This window comes from Candidatus Hydrogenedens sp. (genome assembly GCA_035361075.1).
Taxonomy (GTDB): Bacteria; Hydrogenedentota; Hydrogenedentia; order Hydrogenedentales; family Hydrogenedentaceae; genus Hydrogenedens.
This window is the reverse complement of sequence record DAOSBX010000043.1, coordinates 1-26,009: the sequence shown is the minus strand read 5'-3', so window position 1 is coordinate 26,009 and position 26,009 is coordinate 1. Positions and strand designations below refer to the sequence as shown.

17 protein-coding genes and 1 other RNA gene are annotated in these 26,009 nt (G+C 39.7%); 11 read left to right on the top strand and 7 right to left on the bottom strand.

Going from position 1 to position 26,009, the window contains the following annotated elements; translation table 11 throughout:
• Positions 1-90 precede the first annotated feature (90 nt).
• The 3 genes from PLJ10_11655 to PLJ10_11645 all read right to left on the bottom strand — a co-directional run bounded on the left by PLJ10_11655 (position 91) and on the right by PLJ10_11645 (position 2,020).
• A complete protein-coding gene (locus PLJ10_11655; GenBank protein ID HOK10299.1) occupies positions 91-567 on the bottom strand; it encodes a hypothetical protein in 477 nt (158 codons plus the stop codon).
• Positions 568-821: 254 nt separating this feature from the next.
• Positions 822-1,643, bottom strand: coding sequence for a hypothetical protein (locus tag PLJ10_11650; GenBank protein ID HOK10298.1), 822 nt, complete (start codon positions 1,641-1,643; stop codon positions 822-824).
• A gap of 14 nt (positions 1,644-1,657) precedes the next feature.
• Positions 1,658-2,020, bottom strand: a complete 363-nt coding sequence (locus tag PLJ10_11645; GenBank protein ID HOK10297.1) for a PilZ domain-containing protein — start codon at positions 2,018-2,020, stop codon at positions 1,658-1,660.
• A gap of 238 nt (positions 2,021-2,258) precedes the next feature.
• Here PLJ10_11645 and PLJ10_11640 point away from each other — a divergent pair, with 238 nt between their 5' ends.
• The 6 genes from PLJ10_11640 (at position 2,259) to PLJ10_11615 (ending at position 9,843) form a co-directional block, all read left to right on the top strand.
• Positions 2,259-3,818 (top strand): radical SAM protein, encoded by a 1,560-nt coding sequence (locus PLJ10_11640; GenBank protein HOK10296.1) that lies wholly within the window; start codon positions 2,259-2,261, stop codon positions 3,816-3,818.
• Between the two features lie 54 nt (positions 3,819-3,872).
• Positions 3,873-4,141: signal recognition particle sRNA large type (ffs, locus tag PLJ10_11635), an RNA gene on the top strand.
• A gap of 32 nt (positions 4,142-4,173) precedes the next feature.
• The gene (dnaX, locus tag PLJ10_11630) at positions 4,174-6,039 is read left to right on the top strand and encodes a DNA polymerase III subunit gamma/tau (GenBank protein ID HOK10295.1); all 1,866 of its coding nucleotides are present in this window, start codon (positions 4,174-4,176) and stop codon (positions 6,037-6,039) included.
• An 80-nt stretch (positions 6,040-6,119) separates the two neighbouring features.
• Positions 6,120-7,106, top strand: a complete 987-nt coding sequence (locus PLJ10_11625) for a nitronate monooxygenase (protein ID HOK10294.1) — start codon at positions 6,120-6,122, stop codon at positions 7,104-7,106.
• 30 nt (positions 7,107-7,136) lie between these two features.
• Entirely contained in the window at positions 7,137-9,119 is a 1,983-nt protein-coding gene (locus tag PLJ10_11620) for an ABC transporter ATP-binding protein (GenBank protein HOK10293.1), read from the top strand.
• On the top strand, positions 9,100-9,843 hold the full coding sequence (locus tag PLJ10_11615; GenBank protein HOK10292.1) for a hypothetical protein: 744 nt from the start codon (positions 9,100-9,102) through the stop codon (positions 9,841-9,843). Before PLJ10_11620 ends, PLJ10_11615 begins: the two co-directional genes overlap by 20 nt.
• Before the next feature lie 73 nt (positions 9,844-9,916).
• Here PLJ10_11615 and PLJ10_11610 read toward each other — a convergent pair whose 3' ends face one another.
• A complete protein-coding gene (locus tag PLJ10_11610; protein HOK10291.1) occupies positions 9,917-11,194 on the bottom strand; it encodes a Gfo/Idh/MocA family oxidoreductase in 1,278 nt (425 codons plus the stop codon).
• A gap of 99 nt (positions 11,195-11,293) precedes the next feature.
• On the opposite strand from PLJ10_11610, the gene PLJ10_11605 reads away from it, so the two are divergent.
• The 5 genes from PLJ10_11605 to larE all read left to right on the top strand — a co-directional run bounded on the left by PLJ10_11605 (position 11,294) and on the right by larE (position 18,643).
• Positions 11,294-14,194 (top strand): hypothetical protein, encoded by a 2,901-nt coding sequence (locus PLJ10_11605; GenBank protein ID HOK10290.1) that lies wholly within the window; start codon positions 11,294-11,296, stop codon positions 14,192-14,194.
• Between the two features lie 125 nt (positions 14,195-14,319).
• Complete coding sequence (locus tag PLJ10_11600) at positions 14,320-15,591, top strand: AAA family ATPase (GenBank protein HOK10289.1); 1,272 nt, start codon at positions 14,320-14,322, stop codon at positions 15,589-15,591.
• Complete coding sequence (locus PLJ10_11595) at positions 15,588-16,217, top strand: hypothetical protein (GenBank protein HOK10288.1); 630 nt, start codon at positions 15,588-15,590, stop codon at positions 16,215-16,217. Before PLJ10_11600 ends, PLJ10_11595 begins: the two co-directional genes overlap by 4 nt.
• Positions 16,218-16,494: 277 nt before the next feature.
• Positions 16,495-17,805 (top strand): tRNA (N(6)-L-threonylcarbamoyladenosine(37)-C(2))-methylthiotransferase MtaB, encoded by a 1,311-nt coding sequence (mtaB, locus tag PLJ10_11590; protein ID HOK10287.1) that lies wholly within the window; start codon positions 16,495-16,497, stop codon positions 17,803-17,805.
• Positions 17,806-17,827: 22 nt separating this feature from the next.
• Positions 17,828-18,643 carry an ATP-dependent sacrificial sulfur transferase LarE gene (gene larE / locus PLJ10_11585; protein HOK10286.1) on the top strand — a complete coding sequence of 272 codons (816 nt, stop codon included), beginning with the start codon at positions 17,828-17,830 and terminating at the stop codon, positions 18,641-18,643.
• Between the two features lie 71 nt (positions 18,644-18,714).
• Here larE and PLJ10_11580 read toward each other — a convergent pair whose 3' ends face one another.
• The 3 genes from PLJ10_11580 to PLJ10_11570 all read right to left on the bottom strand — a co-directional run.
• Positions 18,715-20,445 (bottom strand): glycoside hydrolase family 31 protein, encoded by a 1,731-nt coding sequence (locus tag PLJ10_11580; protein HOK10285.1) that lies wholly within the window; start codon positions 20,443-20,445, stop codon positions 18,715-18,717.
• A 16-nt stretch (positions 20,446-20,461) separates the two neighbouring features.
• On the bottom strand, positions 20,462-22,999 hold the full coding sequence (locus PLJ10_11575; protein HOK10284.1) for a thiamine pyrophosphate-dependent enzyme: 2,538 nt from the start codon (positions 22,997-22,999) through the stop codon (positions 20,462-20,464).
• Between the two features lie 217 nt (positions 23,000-23,216).
• On the bottom strand, positions 23,217-26,009 hold a 2,793-nt coding region (locus PLJ10_11570; GenBank protein HOK10283.1), incomplete at its 5' end, for a hypothetical protein.

Genomic DNA, 26,009 nt, shown 5'->3' with positions numbered 1-26,009 from the left:
ATTTGTTTTATCAAACTCATCCATCCTCACTGGGTCATTAAAACCATCTGCTTTACCTCAATAACTAAAAAACATTTACATGGTTAGTATTTATTCTTTTCTGGGATTGATGATTTCTTCAGTAATACCTAATATACTTTTTGTCTTTTCGAAAAGTGATTTAGCGTGAGGATGTCCTAAATCAACAGCAATTCCTAAAAAAATAAAACTCTCAATATATTTCTTTTCTCGGTGGTAGCAATAGCCAAGGGCATAAAAAGCCTCTCGCATGGGCTGGAGGTCATGTATAACTGAGTGTAATAAAGGCAAGGCAAGTTCATACTTACCCTCCTTTATCAATCGGATTCCCTCTTGAATTCGCTGGGAAGTGGGAAGTTCCTTCATACGCCTGAATAGGGCTGTCGACGTCTCAGACGGGCGAATAAGGTTATCCGGAGTTACTTTTACGATTTTTCCACAGACTCCGCATGTGATTTGGTCAATAAGGTCCGGTTTTACCAGAGGATATTCCTGTCCGCATGAGCAGACCACATGGAATGTTTCCTCTGTTTCTCGATGGTACATCATAGTTTTTCCTCCTCATCTTATTTTTTTATTCATTCAAAATAGCATAAATATTATATCATAAATTTATATGAAATTCAATCAAATTTTAAATTTTATTATTAATAAAATAATAGATTTATAAATACCTTTTATATTAATTTATTATATTATTATTTTTATATTAATAATAAAAACTGTGTTTTATTATAATAAAAATAATGATACAAACCTTTGGTCTGGAATTACATATTACATAGACGAAGAATAAATGTAGATTAGAAAGGTTCTGATGGTCGATGAATTACCCCGCAGGAACAGATTATGGCATCGTGTGGACTTTTCTTAACAACAAGGATATCCCCTGCCTCTAATGGGACAGATTCGGGAATATTATCATAGGCGAGAATAGCGGGACCGCGTGTTATTTTTACTTCGATGAGCGTTTTTTCAGGTAGAACCATGTGTGTAATATCTTCAGAAGTTGCTAAAAAAGCGATACCAATACCTTCCCAGAAAATACCTCGTGTTACATTGGAGAAATATGCAGTACTACCGAATGGGGTGCTAATCATAAACCCATCGCCAAGGATATCTTTATCTTCTCCTTCATACGATACACCATCAACCCAAAGTTTAAATCGCACTGCGGAGTTGATTCGCCCTTTAGCGACGGTAATTTCATTGAGCGATTCAATTTGATGTGTCGGGTTTGTTTGTCCACCGGGATATATACTGCAAGTGAGTTTCATATACCGGTAAGCAATAAGTTTATCCTCTGCGAGTCTTGCAATAACTTCCTCCGGTGGATGGGGTATACAGCGATGCCCACGCATACTATTCAATACTGGAATCTTTGGAATATAAGGATAAGCATGTTCGGAGGCTAATAAAGTTCCGTCACCCCCATAACTCAAAACATAATCAGGATTATCACGGACAACTGTAAGTTCTGGATGCTTTCTAAATAGGGGGATTAACTGTTCAGCATCTTTGCCAAAAAGTAAAATCTTCTTTACTGTTTTATTATCTGTGGTTTCTTTGGATTTCCCTTTCTTCCCTCTTTTTACTTCCTTAATTGCACCTACATCTTTAATCATAATTCATCTTCTTCCTAATCATCCTTTTTAGATAAAGTCGTTTCAACGAATTCACGAATTGTCTCTTGGTCCTTTTCATTGATTCGAGTAAACACAATCCCTACTTTAAAGTGGTCATCTCCGAGTTCTTCTTTTATACAGCGAACAACAACACCTTCTGCTTGAATACGGTGTTCAAATGGTTTCGGTAATTCTACCACGATTTGCATCCGCGTCATCAGTGGAATAGGTTGAACTGTGTGACATAGAACCCCATTTGCACTGATATTATCCACATGGTTTAATATTCCCGGTCCTTTTGATTCAATAGGAAGTTTTAACCCGTGCTTACTGCGGGGATATTTCCTACGTTCTTCAGGGTTTAAATTATGCACCATTAAAGTTCCTCCAAAATCTACTATTTTATTATATATTACTTTAATGCAAAATCTTTTTTAAAATAACAAATGATTGAACTTATACCTTTCTTTAAAAACGATTTGAATACCTTGAAACAGGTATAATTATTGTAATAAGTGCCATATTTCTTATGTTTGTAACGTATCAATAAAAATGTAATCAGGATACAGAATATTCTTTTTAATACGTTTGTTATATACAAGGTGGTAAAAACAAATGACAGATATATTATTAGTTTCAGCACAACCAAACCTCGATATATTAGGATTAAAAGGATTACATTTATACCTTCGCCAGGAAGGCTTTGACTCTCTCCTTTTATATTTCCCAGTATTTAAAAAATATGCAAGCAGAAATCAACATCAACATATAAAACAACTCCTATTAGAAGAAAATCCAAAAGTAGTCGGCATCAGTCTAACCGCAGAGGATTTCCAGGTTGCTTCGGATATAACAAAGATAGTTCGTGAAGTACTGCCTGAAACATATGTTATTTGGGGTGGAATTGAAGCGACTACGGAACCTGAACGTTGTGCACAGATAGCAGATTTTGTGTGTATTGGTGAAGGAGAATTGTCACTAAAAGCATTTCTTGAAACGGTAAAAAGCGGTGCTGATAAAGATGCATTGAAAAAAATTAATAACCTCGCCTATATAGATAAGGAGGGAATTTTACAAACCAACCCTCTTTCTCCACTTATTACAGACCTGGATATCCTTCCTCCATTGAGGCAGATACCTGAACGTAGTTATGTGGATACAGGGACTAAAATAGAGCCCGTGCGGGTTGAACATCTGATGCGATATAAGAGGTATCGTGGGCAGGTATATAAAATCATGACTTCACGGGGTTGCCCTTATGGGTGTGCCTATTGTTGTAATCGGTTTCTACGTAAATTGTATGGGACCTGGCCTGTGAGACATCGCAGTGTGGAACATGTGATTCAAGAATTAGAACTGGCAATGAAGGAAGGCCCCCCTATTTTTTATGTTGATATAACTGACGACTGCTTCTTTGCCTCAGATATGGAATATATTAAAGAATTTTGTAAAGCATATAAAGAGCGTATCGGTTTACCTTTTATTGCAAAGACCACTGCTCGCGAGGTATCGCATGAACGCATGTCTATTCTTGTAGATGCAGGGATGACCTGGGCCAATATGGGCTTGCAAAGTGGAAGTGACCGAACGTGCATTGAGATTTATAAGCGACCTACCAAGTCTGAGACTTTCCTGAAAGCAGCACAGATTGTATCTGAATATCCTGTAGGCATCTACTATGATATTATTTTAGACAATCCATTTGAAACATTAGAGGATAGATTGAATACAGCTCTTACCCTATCTCGGACACCGAGACCGTTCATGCCATTGTTTTTCTCACTTCGATTTTACCCTGGCACTGAATTAAGAAAAAGAGCAATAGAAGAAGGGATATTAAAAGAAAATCCCATAGTATACGAGGATTATTTTCATTGGAAGGGAACAGAGGATAACCGTCTTATCCGTTCTGCCTGTTTTGTTTCACCCAGAATAATAACACCCCTCGTTGAAAAAATTAAAAAAAAGCCACACAGTCTAATTTTGAAAACTATTATTTTTGGATTAGATATTATTACAAAAACAATACTTATGCCAATTACCGCTCTGCGAATGATTTACCGTTCCCAGCGTCGTTCAATAGTGGGCACAATCAAAGCCCTGCCTGTGTTCTTAAATGCAAGCCACCTACCTACAATTCAGCATCTTCGCAGGGTTCTAAAATTAGAAGAATAATTTTGGCTATGTTCTTGTTGCCTTTTTGCTGGAAAATCGTTATAATAATAGTGCTCGCGCTAGGTGGGAACGAAGCGGCGTTCCTGAACTCGCAAATCCGCTTTAGCGAGGCTGAATTCCCTCCCGAGGGCGGTATGTCCTTTAGCTGGCGCGGAGTAAGTGGTGTTGACGGCTTGGTCCTACTCAACAGGCAGGCAACAAACCCGGTCAGGTCCGGAAGGAAGCAGCCGTAGTTGATTCTGTCTGTGTGCTGTAGGGTCGCCGGGCCCGAGCTAACTGCTCCGTGGCCGTTCTGGGCGTATCGTTCGAAGGTGGGTGCGCGAGCACTTTTTACATAAATGGCAGGGATATATTTATGCCGAAACCGAATGATATATATCATGTTCTTGCTCGAAAATGGAGACCTCAACAATTTGATGAGGTCGTTGGACAGGAACATATTACCCGAACACTAAAAAATGCTGTTTCTTCTGGGCGGATACATCATGCATTATTATTTATTGGTTCGCGTGGAATTGGTAAAACGACAACTGCTCGTATCCTTGCAAAAGCTTTAAATTGTCAGAGTTCGGATAAACCTATTCCAGAGCCATGCGATAAGTGTGACAATTGTATAGAAATAGGAAGAGGTACCCATCTGGATGTACAGGAAATTGACGGGGCTTCTAATAATAGTGTAGATAATATTCGTGAAATTCGCGAGGCGGTTCGGTTAGCACCTGCTCATGCACGATACAAAGTATATATTATCGATGAAGTTCATCAACTCTCGTCTGCAGCGTTTAATGCCTTACTAAAAACATTGGAAGAGCCTCCCTCTCATGCTATCTTTATTCTCGCAACTACTGAAGCACATAAGATTCCCGCTACAATTATTTCCCGCTGTCAGCGATATGATTTTCGAAGGGTGGCTGTGCCAGATATTGTAAACCTACTGGAACATATCACCAAAGCAGAAAAACGAAAAGCAACAAAAGAAGCCCTCTATGCCATTGCACGTTCTGCGGATGGCGGAGTTCGTGACGCGGAGAGTATTTTAGACCAACTCATGACGTATTGTGAAGGAGAGATTACCTACAAAGATGTTCAAGATATTTTAGGTTTGATTGAAGCAGAAAAAATTGACCAGTTAGTACAGAGTCTTCTTGAAAAGGATATATTAAAGATTTTAAATATTATTGATGAAATTTCAAATTCAGGAAAAGATTTGGCTCAGTTCGTCGAAGAATTTATCCGACATATACGGAATTTATTAATATTAAAAACGACACAAGACCCTAATCAACTTTTCCTACCCGAAGAGGACATCCAACGTTTAAAGGAACAATCAGAACGATTCTCCATTATCCAATTAATCCGTTTTGTAGAACAATTAGCAAACCTAAATCAGACATTTACTTCTCAATTATCACATCGAACCGCCTTAGAGGCTTTCTTCGTTAAAAATTGCAAAGTAGGTAGCGACCTGTCTATTGAGAGTATTCTCGAAAAACTTATACAGATTGAGGATTCATTAAAATATCCATACACACCCCGCTCTGTCCAGGAAAAACCGACACAGGACTACAAAATTACAAAGGCGTCGGAAAAAAAAACGTTAGATAAACCAGTAATTACGGAATCTATACCGAAAACTGCGGATTCAGAAAAATTAAACCCTCCCCCAAAAATTCCAAAAACGAAAGCAGAAACAAACATAGACCATCAAACCCAAGCAGAAACGAAAGCGGAAAAAGTATCTGCTACAGAAGAAATCACTCCAAAGGTCCTTTTTGAAATAGCAAAAGAAAGTTCAGACCTCCGATTTGGATTAGGTAAAATACATATAACTTATCATAAAGCCACAAAAACAACTACCATATATGTAGACCCATCAGATACATCCGCCATCTCCATTCTTAATAAAGAATCAACACAACAAATGATAATGAAAATAATGAATAACCTGCGATATTCTACAAACGAAATACAGGTGGTTCAACAATCATCAAAAATAACTACCCAAAAAACCTCATCTCAACGGAAAACACATTTCAAAGATTTAGTATCCCCTGAACTTGCACATGAACTCAGAAAGAAACCGCAGATTAACGATTTGTTAGAGCATTTCCAAGGCAGAATCGTAAAGGTTACCGAAGAAAAAACAGAAACAGAACAAGATACAACTACATTTGTTAAAAAACATATAGAAGATGAAACATTTGAAGAAGAACCAGATTAAGTATGTTTTTAAAATGGAGCTATCACTCCTGAAAAAATAATTTTATGTTATACTTCTGAATATTAATATAGGAAAAAACTATGTTCACATTCGAAACACGAATCACAAAAATGTTAGGCATTAAATACCCTATCCTGATGGGAGGCTTACAGTGGTTAGCCAAAGCGGAAATGGTATCCGCCGTTTCCAACGCAGGCGGATTAGGTTTTATCACTGCAGTTTCTTTCCCTACAGGTGAAGAACTACGAGCCGAAATAAAAAGAACACGAGACATGACCGATAAACCGTTCGGGGTCAATATTTCCATGCTTCCAGTAATTATGCCAAACGATATGACCGAAGCTTATGTCGATGTTGTTTGTGAAGAGGGAATTCCTGTTGTCGAAACCGCTGGAAGAAACCCAGAACCGTATCTGCCAAAACTAAAATCCGCAGGAGTGAAAGTTATTCACAAAGTTCCAGCAGTACGTTTTGCCCAGAAAGCAGAGCGGGTTGGCGTTGATGCTGTCACTATTGTTGGTTTCGAATGTGGCGGACATCCAGGAATGGACGATGTGCCAACATTAATAGCATTACCGAAAACCGCCGAGTCTGTCTCAATTCCTGTTGTTGCAGCAGGCGGATTTTGCGATGGCAAAGGACTTATCTCCGCTTTATGTTTAGGTGCGGATGCTATCCTTATGGGAACACGATTCATGGCTTCAAAAGAATCTCCTATGCATGAGAATTTCAAACGGTGGCTTGTTCAAGCACAAGAGACCGATACTATAGTGGTTGAACGTTCTATTCGGAATCCAGCTCGAATCATAAAAAATGAAGCAGCATTAACTGTTGCAACTATGGAAAAAGCAGGGGCAACTCTTGAAGAACTCCTCCCCGTTATCTCTGGTAAAGTAGGAAAAGAAGCCTATCTCAGCGGAGACGTAAATCGTGGATGTATTGCTTGTGGTCAGGTTGTTGGTCGAATATATGAAATTAAAAGTATAGCAGAAATTATTAACGATATAATGACACAAGCAGAACACATCCTTGAAAAACTGAATAAAATAGCCATTAGGAGTAACTAACACTATCCTTTATCCGCTTACTACTATTTTATGGAACTTTTACCAATACATACAGAACCTGTAACAAACTCTCTTCTACCGGAACATAAAGGTTCAAGTTCCGGATGGAAGGTATATCTTCGCCTCCTCCGATATGCATTGGTGTATAAATCTCGGCTCCTTTTAGCCATTGCTCTCTCTCTGGTTATTGCTTTTTCGTTTGGAACAATGATAGTAAGTTTAGGCACCGCTGTAAAACTAACGTTATATCAGCCAAAAGAATCTCAAAATGAGAGTTTCTTTCATCCCGAAGAAGACCCTGCTATAAAGTATGCGAAGGATATTCAAAAATGGGACACGAATATTCATAAATGGTTCAATACCTCACCAGCAGAATGGGATAAAACCTTCCTCCAACTCGTAGATAAAATGAGGGCTCGCAAATTATTTGCTCTATCTATTGCGATTGTTATCGTGATTGTGCTCACATTTATTAGTGGTTGTGCTCGTTTCTTTCAGGAATATTCTGCAGGTTCCGTAGGTGCTTTCGTTTCCGTTGATTTATCCAAAAAGATGTACCAGAATATAATGACTCAATCATTAGGTTTCTTTGAATCCCATTCATCAGGGGACGTAGTAGCCCGTTTCAGCAATGACATATTCATGGTCAATCGTGGCTTGTCCAATGCCTTTATCAAAGTACTCCGAGAACCTTTCAAAGCATTGACATTTCTTATCGTAGCCATCAGTGTAGACCCATGGTTAACCCTCGTCGGGATATGTGTTTTACCTCCATTAGGTTATGCCTTAATTCAGTTAGGGTTATATGTCCGTAAAAGTGTTCGGCGTTCCTTGATGAAGGTCGCAGACCTCGCCTCAATTATTAATGAGACAACACGAGGGATTCTTATCATTAAAGGCTTCCAAATGGAAAATTTTTTGAAACAACGATATGATATTGAGGCATCGCGACTACGCAAATTTTTAAGGAAAATGGTCAAAGCAGATTCTGCTACGGAACCCATTACAGAATTTATCCTCGTGGTCGGTTTCTCTGGTTTCATTCTATTTAGTGGATATCGTGTCATTAACTATCGGTTAGATATGGGCGATTTATTGCAGGTATATCTTGCCCTCGCTATGATTCTTGACCCTGTCCGCAAATTATCTACAGTAAACAACATGATACAAACCAGTGTTGCCAGTGCAGAACGCGTTTTTGAATATTTAGACCTTCAACCAGATATTCAGGATGACCCACAAGCAGTTCCGTTAAAACCTTTATCCAAAGAAATACGATTCGAAAATGTTTCTTTTTCCTATGACGGTAAAAAGTTTGTCCTGGACAACTTAAACTTCTCAATCCAACGTGGAGAAAAGGTTGCGTTAGTCGGTCCCAGTGGCTCAGGCAAAACTACTATTGTAAAACTTATCCCTCGGTTTTATGATGTTAAACAAGGTGCCATTTACTTTGACGACATAGACATTCGCAAAGCCACATTGGAAAGTCTAAGACGGCAAATAGCGATTGTTACACAAGAGACAATCCTTTTTTCAGGCTCGGTTCGCGATAACCTTACTGGGGGAAATACCAACATTACAGATGAACAAATCGAGCAAGCTCTCATCATGGCACACGCACAGGAATTCGTCTCTCAAATGCCCAATGGATTAGACAGCAATTTAGGTGAGTTTGGACAATTACTTTCTGGCGGACAGAGACAACGGCTCGCCTTGGCACGTGCCATTCTAAAAAATCCAGAGTTGCTACTTCTTGATGAAGCAACATCTAACTTAGATTCCGAAAGCGAAAAATATATACAAGAAGCCCTAACTACCTTCTTAAAAGGGCGAACAAGTATTATCATCGCTCATCGGCTCTCGACCATCATGAACGCAGACCGAATTTTAGTTTTAGACCATGGAAAAATTGTGGAACAGGGTTCACACGAACAACTATTAAAACAACAAGGAATTTATTATCAACTTTATCAACATCAATTTCGTAGCACTTATGACACAACAACAGAATAAATACACAATAATCCTTCCGCTCATTTTTTTGTTTTTGTTATTCAATTCATGCAGTCAAAAAAGCACAGAACCACAGCCTACATCGGCTCAATCAGAAAAAATATCTACAACCTCTACTCCTCAACAAACCCCTGAACATACTATATCAGAACCCCCGACATCAACAACTCCCAGTCCATGGGTTATCGGGAAAATCACCATTATTGACAGCACTGGCAAACCTTTGGAAAAAATGGCAGGTATTGCAACAGAAAAGCCAAATGCTTTTGACGAACCTATTGCTCGCGGAAATTTAAGCGGACCAGATGGAGTTAGTACTATTACAATACCTAAAAACAAAGGCGTTTTTATCCGAGCATGGGACCCTATCCTACATTATTTTCCGAATAACTATTTTGAGATTCCGCCAACAGACGCCGATTACCTCGAAGATATGCAAATCCTGATGCTGGAGGCAAGCACTGTTGAATTCCAGTTGCTTGATAAAGACGACCAACCTATTTCAAATGAAAATGTAGGACTGATGATGTTTCATCCCAAATTGGGACCATGGTGGCCCTGCGATGCACACACAGATGAAGCGGGGAACATACAATTCAAACCCGTTCCTGCTGGGATGTATAACCTACGAATCAAAACCGAACGCGGAATGATATTGGAAATCAAAGACGTTAAAATACCACCCGCATCAATTCTCAATCTCGGCAAAATAAAACCCAGCTAACCCGCCATATTCAACCAACAATTACATTAATTGAAAATTCGGACACATCTGACCTGTCAGACAAAAAACCAATCTATATTAATTCCGTTTCGCCAGGGATGGCAACAGGTGGAACGGGCATCGGTCCAAAGTCTAATTTTTCAGGAAACAAGTTCAGTTTTGACTCGTTCAAAACCCAGTCCCATGTAACTTCCTGCCCAGAATATGCAGACATGCGTCCCATAATAGCGGTTAAGGTGCTTTCAGCGATGGCTTTTGTCTCGTTGATATAGGTTCCATTGCGTATAGCGGAAATGAGATCAGCATGTTCTTGTTCGTAAGGGTTGTTATTTTCGCCGGAGTAGGGATATTCTTTATCCGTAAAGATATATTTACCGGGTTCTGCTTTTCCGCGTGTGCCAACCACATATTCGCCAACGCGTTTGAATGTATCTTTGTTCTGTCTGCAAGCACTGGTTACGCGTATGCCACCGGGGTATTCAAATTCTACGAAGAAGTGGTCATAAATATGCCCGAATTCGGGCCCCGTTCGTTGTTGTCTTCCACCCATACCGATAGCACGGATAGGATGAGCATTTAATACCCAATTAATCACATCAATATTATGCACATGTTGCTCGACAATATGGTCTCCTGAAATCCATGTATAGTAATTCCAGTTGCGGAGTTGATATTCCATATCTGACCAGGAAGGGTCACGAGGAACAGGTGTATAGTAATCATAGTCGCCAATCCAATAGCAAGAAGCAGAAACGATATCGCCGATGGCTCCTTCATGTATACGCTTAATTAAAGATAGATATGGCTTCTGATGCCGGCGTTGTGTGCCTGCGACGACATTTAGTTTTTTCTCAGTTGCTTTTTCGCCTGTTGCTAAAATGGAACGGATACCGGGAGGGTCTACTGCAACGGGTTTTTCCATGAAGACATGTTTATTCATTTCAATGGCATATTGGAAATGTTGTGGACGAAATGCTGGTGGAGCAGAGAGAATGGCAATATCTATATCTGTTTCCAGAACACCTTTATAATTATCCCAACCGGTAAAACAATTTTTATCTTCTACCTGAAAAGCATCGCCTAATTGTGATAATTTTTCTTTACATTTCTGGATAGCATCTGGAAAAAGGTCGCCGATGGCAGTTATTTTAATATTTGGAGAGGAACGGACGCAGTCCAATCCTGCTCCGATTCCACGTCTACCGCAACCAATGATACCTACTTTTAGTGGGGCTGGCTCTGAAAAGGCGTGATGGGCAATAAAAAAAGATGCGCCTGTCACTGCACTTGCTTTGATAAAGTCTCTACGGGTAGGTGTAAAATTATTATGTTTTATTTGTGAATTTTTCATAATAATTCTCCTTGTTATTTTTTATAGGTTTTAAAATAGTATTAATATATTATCAAAAGGAAATCATTATTTGTAAATAACTTTTGAAAGGAATTCCAAATGTTTTTTAATCTTTGCTTTTCTCACATGAAATATTATCGTATTTACAAAAGGTTATCTATGGGAGTATTTTTTATTTGTGTACATGTTTCTTTCATTTTTTCTCTACAAGCAGAAGTTGTAGTGGAAACGGATAGTTTTAAGATGGGGATGGATGATGCGGGGGGTATAACGCAGTTTGTGGATAAAGCCACGGGGAGGGATTATCTGGATAAAGCGAAGAAGATACCGTTTGCTGTGTTGAAGGGAGAAAACCAAAGTTTCCCTGTAAAGGCGGTTAGGTATGAGGGTGCAGTATTGACAGCTGATTTTGGAGCGGTTGCGGGGCAGGTGGTATTTCATGTTGTTACGGGTCCTCAACGGATTGTTTTTGAGGTGCGGTCGGTTTCGTGGGATAAGGCGGAAGAAATTTCTTATGCGGAAATACCGCTAACTTTGAAAGGGACTTTTGAAGATGCTTTTGCAGTTACTCCTCTGGCACTGGACCTGAAAACGAATTGCAATCAGATACCCGGGTTATGTTCTAAAGTAAGCGGTTTCATTGTTTATAAACGATTCGGTTTTGAAGGGACAAAAGGAGCCTTAATTGCCGGTCCGATGGATAACATTCGCAACGCACTTAAAGATGCCATAAAATCATCACCAGAATTGCCTCAATCGGATATAGGTGGACCGTGGGCTTTAGATGCGAAGGTAAATCAGGGTTCTTATTTAATTTCCACAAGTGAGTATGTCACGGAGGAAACGGTATCCCAATGGATAGAAGTAGCGAAAAGTGTTGGGGCAACCCAAATAGATTTTCATGGGGGACATCCGTTTCGATGGGGTGATTTTGAGGTGAACCCTGAATTGTATCCACGGGGTAGGGATAGTTTGAAAACAGTTATTGATACGATACATCAAGCAGGTTTGTATGCGGGTTTGCATACCTATTCCTTTTTTATAGATAAGAAAACGCCCTGGGTAACACCTGTTCCCGATACCCGATTGGCTTCGGATAAAACGTTTACCTTGGCGGAGGATTTAGAGGCGGGGGATAGTCGAGTTATTGTTGAAGAAAGTACGGAGGCAATGTCAGCAATCACAGGTTTTTTTGTTCGTAATAGTGCAACGTTGCGGATTGATGATGAACTGATTATATATAAAGATGTTCAGAAGAGTGCACCGTTTACATTTGTGGAATGTGAACGGGGAGCGTATGGAACAAAGGTTTCCGCTCACAAAAAAGGTGCTAAAGTTCATCATCTAAAAGAATGTTTCGGCTTGTTTGTGCCGGATGTTAATTCAACTCTTTTTACAGAAGTGATTCAACGGACAGCAGATTTGTATAACTATTGTGGTTTTGACATGGTATATTTAGATGCTCTGGATGGTTCGGATGTATTAGGAGGTTGGGAGAATACATGGCATTATTCTGCGAAATTTGTATATGAATTGATTCGTCGGCTTAACAAGTCTCCCATTATGGAAATGAGTACTTTTTCACATCACCTCTGGTGTGTTCGTTCTCGAATGGGTGCATGGGATTGTCCGATGCGAGGGAAGAAAGAATTTGTGGACTATCATATTGTTAGCAATCGCCAGTGGAAATACTCGTTTCTCCCTACGAATTTAGGGTGGTGGGGAATTTTTGATTGGGATGGTGTCCAGCCAGAACGAAGTATGTCGGATGAATTTGAATATATTTGTGCGAAGGCATTAGCGACGAATAGTAGTTTGTCGTATGTGGTAGGATTTACTCCCAAAAATCTAAATAGTGATAAATTTCAACGATTTGCAAAGATAGCGAGAAAATATGAAGAACTCCGAATGAAAAATATTGTGCCAGAATCTATAAAGGAAAAATTAATAGAACCTGGCGCGGAGTTTACTCTGGATGTGGATGAAAATGGGCAATATCAATTTCGTCCTGTTACATATATAAAACATAAAATAAACCTAAATGATACATCAAATAGTTTTAGTGTGAATAATCCGTATGCATCTCAGCCCTTAAAAATGCGTATAGAGGCACTGCTTGAGACGGAAGAAGAAGACCATCCCGATGCTAAATTACTTGCAAATTTTCGTGTTGAAAATGAGTTTAGTAAAGCGGAAACACAAAAGGGGGTATCTGCAACGCTTGAATATCCACTTGAAAAAGCGGAGGATAGTAAGTTGAAAGCTATATTGAGAGCGGAGAATGTAGATGCAGAGCAGGAACGCTCCTGGGCAGTATTTCGCAAGGATATTCAAAATATGGTGGACTTCTCAACTCGTGGGTTGGGAGTTTGGATAAAAGGGGATGGGCAGGGTGAGGTGCTTAACTTTCAGATAGCGTCTCCCAAACATTTAATAGGTGGTTTTGCAGACCATTATGTTACGGTAGATTTTACGGGTTGGCGATATTTTGAACTTGTTGAACCTGAGTCGTATCAATTATCACGGTATGAATGGCAACATACACGAATGCGGAAGGATTTTTTTAGTGGGTCGAGCGATATTATGTCCTTTGCTTATCCGATGTATCATTATTGGGTTAATTTTAAGAGTATTGCAACATTGACAATTGGTGTTAACAATATTCCCGTGGGAAAAAAGGTAGAGGTGGGATTGGGTCCTATTTCTGCTATTCCTTTTAAATCAGTAAAGATAGAAAATCCATCGGTTCAGATAGGAGATATAATTTTGACCTTCCCGATAGAAATAAAGAGCGGTAGTTATATTGAATTTGTATCTAAAGATAATTGTAAACTTTACAACGAAAAAGGAGAGTTTGTTCGCGATATTATTCCAGAAGGAGAGATTCCCCAGTTACAACATGGGGAAAATAGTGTTATATTTAGAGGAGACAAGTTTCATAAATATAATTGTCGCTTTGATATAACAATTATTTCGGAAGGAATGCCCTTGTCAATGTAATAACTGATACTTTTTAAATTTCGGTTCAAAAGATAGAAAAGAATATAATAATAAGTAATTAATTATATCCCATTATAAAAACATAAGTTCGAATTTGAATATAAAGAATATTGGGGTTATAAAAAATGATTAGACGTTTAGAAATTTTACATTACAAGGCATTTAAGTATATTGATATACAACTCGAACCCTTTCAGATAATTGTTGGTCCTAATGCAAGTGGAAAAAGCACTTTTTTTGATACGATTTGTTTAATCCATGATATTCTTCGAGAGGGACCTCAGAATGCAATTCAAAAAAGAGTGTCTCACTTTAAAGAGTTATTATGGAGAAAAGAGGGGGAACAATTTGAAATTGCTTTGCAAATAAAAATCCCTGAAGAGATTCAAAAACAATTGAAAGACGATGAATATAATACAGTTCGTTATGAAATGTCTTTACATTCCGATACCATTAATGGGATCAGCATTCAAGACGAAAATCTATGGTTAATAAAGAAAGGGAGTGAAAATATTCATAGAAATGGGAAAAAAGAAAGAGATGAAGACCTTTTTCCTCAAGAATTAAAGGCTCCTGACCACATTGTTGTTTCGAGACGGAAAAAAACGCCACCGGGCTGGAGAAAAGTAATTTCAAAAAATGCACCAGGAAGTGGATATTTTAAATCGGAAACTACAGAATGGAATATAATTTATAAGATTGGTCCATATAAAGCATCGCTTGCAGGGACACCAGAGGATGAAGAACGATTTCCTGTATCTCTCTGGTTAAAGAACGTACTTATGGAAGGGATTCAATTTCTGCAATTGAATAGTAATAATATGCGTGTTTCATGTAGACCCGATGTTCCTATTTCTTTCCAGACGGATGGATCCAATCTACCGAAAGTGATACAAAACTTAAAGGAAAAAAATCCGAAAGCCTTTACATTATGGCTTGAACATATACAATCTGCTTTACCCGAAGTTCAAGATATTCAAATAAGGGAAAGAATGGAAGATAGGTTTTTATATCTTAGTATTATTCATAAAAATGGCTTGGAATTGCCTTCTTGGGTTATTTCGGACGGAACATTACGCATTTTAGCACAAACAATTATTCCTTATTTGTCAGAAAAAGACAAAATATATATGATTGAGGAGCCGGAGAATGGATTACATCCGCTCGCTATAGAATGTATTTATCAGTCTCTTTCTTCGGTATATAAAAGTCAGGTGTTTCTGGCAACGCATTCTCCTGCAATATTAAATCTTGCTGAACTAAAAGAAATTCTATGTTTTTCAAAGACAGAATCGGGGTGCATAGATGTGATAAAAGGAATAAATCATCCAAAACTTAAAGATTGGCGTGAAAAAGTAGATATTGCTTCACTCCATGCAGCAGGGGTATTGCAATGAAAGATATTGTCTTTTTAGTGGCGGATAATGATATGTCACAGGGGATAAAAGGCTTACTTTCTCGTTTGTTTCCGGAAAAGAAGTTGAACGATTTTTGTGATATTTATAAAGAGCCTAATCGTGATGCAGGGGTATACAAAAACGCAAGTGATTTTTTGAGAAAGTTCTTGAAACAATATCGCTATGCAATGGTATTTTTAGATCTTGAAGGAAGTGGTCAGGAAAAAAAGACTCGCGAAGAAATAGAAATAGAAATAGAAACACAACTTGTATATAATGGCTGGGCAAAAGAAAATGTGAAGGTTATTGTATTTGCCCCTGAATTAGAAATCTGGCTGTGGGTAGAATCGCAAATTATTTCAAAAAAGTTAGGTTGGGATAATTATCAAGAATTAAAAAAGTGTCTTATATCGAAAGGATATTGGGAAAAAGGAATAACAAAACCCAAAAAACCAAAAGAATCTCTGAAATTTGCATTAAAAGAAAAAGGAATCCCATTTTCACCATCAATATTTAAAAAAATTGCGGAAAATATCCCTTTTGAAAATTTTCAAAGATGTCAGGACGCTTCTTTCAGGAAATTTATAGAGACCTTAGAACGCTGGTACGATAAGAAATGGATATAGGAGTAACATTTCAAAAATGGGACCCTGAATAAATCCTATTTAAGGTTTATATAAAAAGGAATTTTAATATGGGAGATTAATAGAAGAGATGGAGGCATATATGCAGGTAAAAAAGACAGAAAAACAACAAAAAAATAAATAAAACAGAATAGATAGAAATGATAAAACACAAACTCCCAATTCATGGTAACTTTTAATCGTATTTTGCCTCATTATAACATGTATAATTTATATCAAAACCACTACCGCCATTATTAACAGGGCTCATACTAACAATATGCGATATGTATATATACATACTTTGGGATGTAGATTAAATCAAGCAGAGTCGGATGCTATGTTGCAAAGACTCTACGAATTAGGCTATGAAATTGCCGATAAATCTTCACCTGCAGATTTATGTATCATTCATACATGTGCGGTAACCCATGAAGCAGAGGCAAAGTGTCGTAAAGTCATCCGACATACAATACAACGCAACCCTAACGCTGAAATTGTTGTAATTGGCTGTTATGTGGAGAAAGACATAGAGGTTTTAAAAAAGATTGAGGGCATTGACCTAATCGTTGATAATAAGCGGAAATTAGATTGGTTTTCTCACATAAAAGGGACAAAACGCGATACACCCGAAATATTAACAGGCTCCGATTGGAAACTCACCTCGTTAGAGTGCTTCACAAATACTAAACCTATTTCTATCCCTTCATTCCACCGTGCAAACATTAAAATACAGGAAGGTTGCAATTCCTTCTGTTCCTATTGCATTATCCCCTACCTGCGTGGTCCATCAAGGTCAAGACCTGCGGATGCTATTTTACGGGAGATTGCCTGGCGTATTGAAGCGGGAACAAAAGAAATCGTTCTAACAGGAATTAATATCGGTAATTATAAAGATGATGGGAAAAATTTGATTTCATTATTAGATATGATTTCCAACGAATTCGGGAATAATTTAAGGGTCCGTTTGAGTTCTATTGAATTAAACTCTCTTAACATCGATATACTAACTCGTATGAAAAACCCAAATTATCCGCTGGTTCCTTATCTACACATCCCATTACAGTCGGGTTCAAACACGATACTAAAACGCATGAACAGACCCTATTCGAGAGAAAACTATCGCGATTATGTTCTCCTTGCCATTGAAACAGTCCCCGACATTGGTATTAGTGCTGATGTATTAACAGGTTTCCCAGGAGAGACCCTTTCACTTTTCAATGAAACACTTACCTTTCTCGAAGAACTGCCTATCTATTTCCTTCATATATTCCCATATTCACCACGGGAAGGAACACCCGCATGGTCATTTCCAGATAACATAGCACCAAACGAGATTGAGCATCGCGTTCACCAACTGATTGATTTAAGTCAAAAGAAAAGAAAAATATTCTATGAAAAGGCAATCGGAACCGTTCGCGAGGTCTTATTTGAAGAAAAAGAGGGTGGCTATTGGCAAGGATATACCGATAACTATATCCGTGTCATGGCAGATTTTCATGAATCTTTAGAAAACAAACTCTGCAAAGTAAAATTAGAGCATATTGATCATAACGGGATGGAAGGCTCTATAACGAGTATAATTAAATAACACAGAATAGGAAAAATGATGTATGGATTTCAGTTTAGAAGAAGCCTTAGAAAAAGAAAAAAAACTAATTGAATATTTGCGACGCTTCTCATCATTAGCCATCGCATATTCTGGTGGTGTTGATTCCACATATCTTTCCGCTATTGGCAATGAGGTCTTAAATAATCGCTGCGTTCTCCTCATCGCAGACACTCCAAGTTTGCCACGCGATGAATTCACCAGTGCCTTAGATATGGCTCTTTCTCATGGCTGGAACATCGACGTAATTAAAACCAGCGAGTTTAATGACGAGCGCTACCGACAAAATGACCCTCTCCGCTGTTACTACTGTAAAAGTAATCTCTTTCAAACAATGAAAAAATACACACAAGAAAACGGAATTGAGGCTATTGCCTGTGGTGAGACCGCAGACGATCTAAACGACTTAACACGAAGCGGTAGAAAAGCCATGCAAGAATACGAAATCCTAACACCTCTATCCGATGTGGGTATGTTCAAATCAGAAATCCGAATGCTCAGCAAACAAAGGCAACTACCCACTGCAGATAAGCCCAGCTTTGCCTGCCTATCTTCACGTGTTCCAACAGGGTTACCCATCACCATTGAAGAACTGCAACGAATTGAATCTGCAGAAAAGGTACTTAAAGAGTTGGGCATCAGTCAATATCGTGTTCGTAGCCATCAGAACCTTGCACGAATTGAAGTGGAACCAAATGATATAGCGCGTCTGGTATCAGAGCCTATCCGCTCACAAATAGTTCAAAAACTACACAATTTAGGGTATCGATTTGTAACCGTTGATTTAGCTGGCTACCGAACAGGGAGCACCGCAGGATAAACAGAGATACCGCAATCATTAAAATATTTAGCAATCTATCCCTCTCCCGCAAAAATACCTCTCGTTATTGTTCAACGTATTGTATACGAATTCACAGCAGGACTGGAATCTTTAATTATTAACCGCTGTTGTTCCGAATGGTATGTATACTCCTTATATGGCTCACCATCCCGTAGCACTTCCTTCGGTTCATACTGCAAGAGGATTCGCAAAATACAAGGCTTAATAACACCATTCAAACTAACTTTTAACTCTGATGTTTTTGAAACATCAACTGTTAATGTTCCAGAGTAGTCAGGATAATAAACAGTAAAAGAGGAATTTCCTGCTGGGTAGATATTCAAAACGAGATAACCTTCCCAATCCTTACTACCAATACCTGTATAGTCACGTTGAATATACATAGGTATAATAGCACCGTCCTTTATAAAGACTGGATATTCATCCATGTTATAGGTCTTCGTTATAGATTGTTTTCCATGAATAACCTTAGTATCATCAAACCACCATCGCCAGTCCCCTGATGGCAGTTCGACAACCCGTTGGTTGAGCTTCTGATAGATAGGTGCTATAAGTAGCCAATCTCCAAACATGTATTGATATTTTCCTTGCTTCATAGGTCGCATAAGCGGTTCCCCTCCATTGCTCCATTGTGCCACATAACTATACATATAGGGGAGCAATTCTGTGTGTAGCCATGAATATCTACGGATAATTTCAAACTCTCTCTCGCTTCGTTTCCACATCCGACGTTCACCATGACCACCATTCAAGAACAAGCCACAAAAGGTAGAAAACTGTGCCCAACGGATATACAAATCTGCAGGGATAGGTTCCGCTCCATGATAACCTGCCACATCAGAACCTATAACACAATAGCCCAATTTGGCACTCCGCAAAATACAATGTATGGCTCGCTCAAGTCCCTTCTTCTCATAATCCCATTCATGCTTATTATCACCAACCCAATTCACGGTTGAGGCACTCAACGGTGCAAACCCTTCTGGATGTGCCCATGGGGTCGGGGAGTCAATAGAGCGTGATAATGTGGCAAACTCAGGATTTCTTGTTCTCCCGTAATTAAGTTCTTCACCATAATACAAGTTCATATATCTCCGCGGTGTCATTATCCCGCTATAACTACGGACATAAAACATTGGCAACGAACCCAACGAAGTTCGAAGAAGTGTCGCAGAACCATCTAATTTCCAACCATCAATTCCAAAATCTAACACCTGATTTTGTAATGACCTCCACCATTGCATTGCTTGTGGGTTGGTATAATCGACAAAACCACCTCGACCTTTCCACCACTTTATCTGCACACCATTCCCTAATAAATATCCTTTCGATTTTGCCTCACGATAAAAATCCGTAGAATCCCTTATCGCAGTATCAGGGTTCTCACTGTTAACCATACATGTCATCCAGAGAACGACACGAATCCCACGGTCTTCAAAATATTTAAAAAACTGAGATGGGTTAGGAAATCGGTTTTCATCCACCACAAAATCGTTATACCGCAACGACCACGGACTATCAATCAAGATAGTCCGCACAGGAAAGTCATGTTCAATATAGCCATCAACAAGTTCAACCGTTGCTTCCGCAGTATTTTGGTCATCCTCCCAAACCCAACACTCTAAAACCCACGATGGAATTGGCGTTCTCTCTTTATATCGTTGAAAATTAAAAGGATAAACACCCCAAAATGGAAGTATTACCCAGAACCAAATAAAAACCAATAAAACAACCAGAACAATACCTGTCCATTTCATAAATGTTAATGCGATACTTTTCATTTATACCTGTTTCTTATTACACCCCTTTACGATTTAAGTTGACAAACATTTCAGGTGAGCGAAATGTATGCGGGGTATAATTGGGTAATGGTTTTATCTGTTGATGATATGCATCAAGGAAACTAAACGGCTGTGGGAAATAACTCTCTTCCAACTCTGCTGGTGGAACAATCCAATTTTGTGAACCAATTACACAAACGGGTGCATCTAAATAATCAAAAGCAATTTGAGTAATATGACCTGCAACCGTATGCAAATAACTACCTCGTTCACAAGCATCACTTGCTAATATTAACAACCCTGTCTTCTTAATCGATTCAACAATCGGCTCATAATTAATCGGCACTAACGTCTGTCCATCTATCAACTCTACGCTAATTCCATATTCCTCCTCAAAACGTTTCACCGCTTCCCATGCCCGATATAAGGTCGCACCAAATGTCATAATAGTCAGGTCTTTCCCTTCCTTAATTATCTCTGGCTCCCCAATAGGTATACGATAATACTCCTTTGGCACTCCCTGTTTATGGAATATTTCAACCTGATTATACAATCGCTGGCTTTCAAAGAAAACAACGGGGTCGCTACCACTCAACGCAGAAGCCATTAGCCCTTTCGCAGAATACGGAGTCGCAGGAAAAACAACCTTTAACCCAGGCACATGAGCACACAAGGCAGTCCAGTCCTGCGAATGCTGAGCCCCATACTTCGCTCCTACTGAAACACGCAACACTACTGGCATCTTCAATTCACCAGCAGACATTGCCTGCCATTTCGGCAATTGATTAAAAACCTCATCACCCGCCCTACCCATAAAATCACAATACATCAGTTCGACTAATGGTCTACCTCCTTCCATAGCGACACCGACCGCTGTTCCCACTATTGCACCTTCTGAAATGGGTGAGTTAAACAACCGATGATAGGGCAATGCTTCCGTTAACCCCTGATACACCGCAAATGCTCCACCCCAATCACGGTTCTCTTCACCATAAGCAATAAGCCGAGAATCATGGTAAAAATGATACAAAATCGACTCAAAAATAGCCTCACCAAAGGTAACTGCCTGGGTCGCCTTTAATGGCTTACCATTCTCATCCAATCCAAACCTTGATTTCTTTTCTATCTTCTGCAATCTCGGATTGTCTTCATACGGAATTAAAACATCTGACGGATGTTCAAGTCCTGGTAGTTCTTTCTCCTCTTGATTTGAGAACATCACTTCTGCAAGCCCTGAAATCTGAGTTAGTTTCATTCGTGGTGATATTTCAAGGCTCGTTGCTAATTGACATGCCTTCTTAACCTTCTTTTGAGCGTATTCCTTTATCTTTTCCAATTCCGTATCCGTGGTAAGCCCTGCAGACTTAATCTTTTCAGCAAATTCGATAATAGGGTCAACAGACTTCCACATCTCTATTTCTTGATGGTCACGGTAAGATGACTGGTCACTCGGGGAATGTCCCGATTGGCGATAGCAAATAACATCCAGCAAAACAGGACCCTGACCCCCTTCTAATAGAGGTCGTTTCCGCCGATATGCATCCGCCACTGCTAACGGATTGTTGCCATCCACAACCTCCGCATGCATATTATCCGGATTAAGTCCCGCACCAACACGAGCAAGCCGTTCAAAACCTGCAGTCTCGCCGATAGGTTGACCGCCCATCCCATAGAAGTTATCCATGAAATTAAAAACAATCGGCAATCCACCTTTATGTGCGTCATCCCACAAATTTTTATACTGTCCCATCGTGGAAAACATCATCGCTTCCCATACTGGACCACAAGCAATAGACGCATCACCTATATTCGCAATGGTAATACCTTCCTTCTTCCGTGCCTTTCGATACAGTGCAGAACCTGTGGCAATATCTGCACTGCCACCAACTATCGCATTGGCTGGATACACACCAAACGGAGTAAAAAAGGCATGCATCGAACCACCCATTCCTCTATTAAATCCATATTCTCGCCCAAAAATCTCTGCCAATAATCCATAAAGCAAAAAATCAATACCCAACTCCTCTTCCTCATTTGTCTTTAAAATGGCTTTCTTATCTTTATTATCTTTTACGACCAACGGAGTCCAATTCGGTTCATGTGTTTCAACAATATGAAGTGTCTTACCCTGCCAGTAACTTTTCATAATATCCATCAAACCATTACCAATCAAATCACGAATTGCTCGCAAACCTTTCGCAATAATTTCACCATGACTGCGATGACTACCAAAAATATGGTCATGAACTCGTAGAAATACGCATTCACCAACAGCCGCTCCTTCCTGACCTATCGAAAGATGTGCAGGTCCCGCATGCTGATACTCAATACCTTCATACGAACCTAACTTCTTAATCTTATCCAACATCGTTTCAAATTCACGGATGATAACCATATCACGATAAATTCGCAAAGCAACCTCCGACGTAATTCCTTCATTCGCCTCCAACTCTTGTTTGAGACTCCGTTGATACTGATTGACAGGAATACTTTTTATCTCTATTTTCCCTTCTTTCCGCATTTCTACTGGAGAAATTAAAATTCTTTTTGTCATTTTTATTTCCTTTTTATAACATGTTATCTAATCGGATAAAAATACTTGATTAAGTGCCTGTGAAAAAACACAAATAGTATAAACCAGACTCATCAAAACTTACAAATGAAACCTCAACTACATATACCCCAATTTATACAGTTATACCTCCCCACCATTTTTTAACGTAGTTATTCATCCTGTCTGACTTGTCCAACTCGTCCGACTCGTCCAACTCCTATCCTTTCAACACTCCACGTTTCTTACTATAAGAAACAAACAACATTGCTATCATCATGGTCACAATCATAATACCTATATAATTATATGCAGGTATTCCTTTTTCTACATACAGCAATACCTTGTCTGAAACATGCACCTCTTTTTCATCACTGACTTCAACCCAATATGTTCCTGCATCATCAGAAGCAATATCTGAGAGTTCCAATATCGGCGAATCAATACCTACATTCTGTACCTCTTTTCCTGAACCAAATGGTTGGAATTTCCACTGATAATGTAGTTCACCCAAACCTCCTGAGACCTGTACCTCAAACTGCCACGTATCCCCTTCACCTACCGTTCCGCCTATAGGTTGAACTGCAAAGGAGATATGCTCTGCAATCAGAACTTCCGATACATTGGTTGTAACGGTATCCTTCACGTCTTTTATTTCAAGCCAATAATGACCTGACAAATCAGGTGATAAGTCTGGCGAGATATAAACTATTTCTTCATTATTACCAGGTGCCGGTTCTCCATCTTTATACCACTTATACTGCTTCGGTCCAAAGCCGATAACTTCAGTCAACTCTCTACCTAATGTAAAATGGTCACCTTCATCAACATACATACGAACATTCTCTAATTCAAATGGAGAAACTAATGGCGTCCCCACATATACCGTGGCAGTAATGGAATTCACACTTTCACGTTCATCACGTACAACGACATAATAAGCCCCATCCATTTCCGGTGTCGGGTCATTAATTTGCAATGGATTTTGGTCGCCTACTAAAACGGGACCACCACCATCGTCATACCACCACTGATATACTAAATCTCCTAATCCACCAGATACATTGATTGCCAAAACTAATGGCTCATGAATCAGCATATAATAAACTGATTCTAAATTATGTGTAATTTCTAAATGTTCTGCGATAAGCACTTCTGCTGGCGATGAGTTGATTTCATTACCCGGAACATCATCACCAACAACACAATAGTAGCTTCCAGAATCTGCTGTGGTCAATGGTGTGATAATGTAAGTGGATTGGTTATTCACTCCGGGAGCCGGCTGACCATCCTTCATCCACTGGTAGCGTATTGTGCCATACCCACCACTTACACCGACCTGTAAGATATGCGACGGGTATTCGCCAACATACGCACGCAAACCTGTCGGCTGAGAAGTAATAGTCAGCGGAGCGTCCACTATCATTAAGGATACCGCATCTGATGTTATACTGTCCGTTCCACTGTCCTGTATCACCACATCATAGAAGTCTTCATCCGTTTCGGCAAGGTTTTCCAAAGTCAATACATTTCCACCAGGTTGTTGTGGTAGATTGCCGATGCTGGCTCTACGCCATGTATATGATATCGGCGGAATACCACCGTTAATTTCCACCGTGAATTGCACACTCTGTCCCGGATTCCGCACCGCATTCTGCGGTTGTATCACGATAGTCAGGTGCGGAACCACAGTTAGATTGCCAGCCTGCGACACAACACTGGTGCCGTTGCCATCATCGTCTGTGACGACACAACGATACAAACCACTCTCATTTGTTGTTGGCGAGGATATAGTAAGAGTATCCGTATCTACGCCAGAGTATGGCGATGTATTGGTCAATGCCTCACCATTATCCAGAACACCATTATCGTTCAGGTCTTTGAACCACAGATACCTATAAGGTGTCACACCACCACTTGCCAACACTGTCAATTGAACAGTTGGTGTGCTTTCATATACCGTAGTCTGTTCCGCTGGACCATAGACCGCCAACGGGTCATTCACGGTAATCTGGACAGAGTTAGACACTGCTTGCCCATACGGAATAAGACCCAGTTCATCCGTGACCACTACTTCATACTCTCCGGTATCCTCCGGACCCGCAGGTGATAAATCTAAATACGGCAGATTGGGCGCACCTAAGGATACCCCACCTTTACGCCAATCATAGGATAACAAGCCCTTTCCACCCGATGCAGAAACAGTGAGCAACAGCGTCTGCCCAGTTGTATAGTTGCCACCGACGGGCTGAATGTTTATGCTAACCGGTAGATATACCGTTACACTAACACTATTATCACCCGTCTCAGTATGTGTGCTGTCCGTAACTTCAACAGTATATGTCCCAGTGTCAGACAAAGTCACCGGATTGATTGTCAACGACGGGGTTGGTGTTATCGCAACTTCCTGGCCATTTCTCAACCAGCGATAAGACTTGGTGCCAGTGCCACCAACCACATTCGCATTGATGGTTAACAATGCACCTTGATAAGTCTCCGCTTGTGCAGGGGTAAGTGCAATGTCCATACCTACCTTGAAGGATACATTAATCCCCTCTGGGACAGTCGTCGTCCAGATAGAACCAGACGGAATAGTGCCGATATAATAAGTTGGAGAGCCATCCACATATAGTTCAACCTCTTTCGCATCCGCTCCACCATTGTTAACGAGGAAAATTTGTTTGAAATCTTTAAATGGTGAACTCGAACCCGACAAAACAACCATTTCTACCAGGTCAACTCCGGGAGGTGTGACTTGTGATTTGTTCCAGAAATTAGATTCAGTAAAACCGCCCGTTGCAGGACCACCGACCAATTGCGGAATTAGTGGAGCATTAATTAACAAATTATAAGGAGCGGGAGCCTTTAACACAGCATCATTTTGTGTAGCACCGATAAGGATATCATCCGAAAAAGCGGGATAGGTTGGTGAACGCATATTAGAAATGTGCGTAAATCTACCAATTATGCTCGAACTTGCATCTGTGGTATGGTTATTGCACATAACCAATCC